Source organism: Gilvimarinus sp. 1_MG-2023, assembly GCF_030548285.1.
Genome location: NZ_JAUOSC010001145.1, coordinates 1 through 264, shown reverse-complemented (window position 1 = coordinate 264; position 264 = coordinate 1). Strand labels below are relative to the sequence as shown.

The 264-nt window shown below is 56.1% G+C and carries 1 protein-coding gene; it reads left to right on the top strand.

Translation table 11 applies throughout. The features are described 5' to 3' along the window. The coding region (locus Q4563_RS20440) for a DUF2057 family protein (protein WP_303605819.1) at positions 1-264 on the top strand (264 nt) is incomplete at both ends.

The window sequence follows — 264 nt, the reverse complement described above, 5'->3', positions numbered from 1 at the left end:
GGCCAGGGCGATGTCGAGGTCATTGTGCCGTCAACCCTGCGAGTACTGGCAATCAATGGTCAGAATGTCGACTCACCCAACCTCTACACCGGCCAATACCGACTGTTGCTCACCGAAGGCAGCCAGCGCATCGTGGTGCAGTACGAAGAAAACTGGAATACGCCTGACGAATCCGGCTATCTGATTCGCTGGCAACCGGTTGCCATCGACAGTGATTTTCGTGCCAGCCAACGCTATGTTTTGACCCATGCCCCAGTCAGGGAC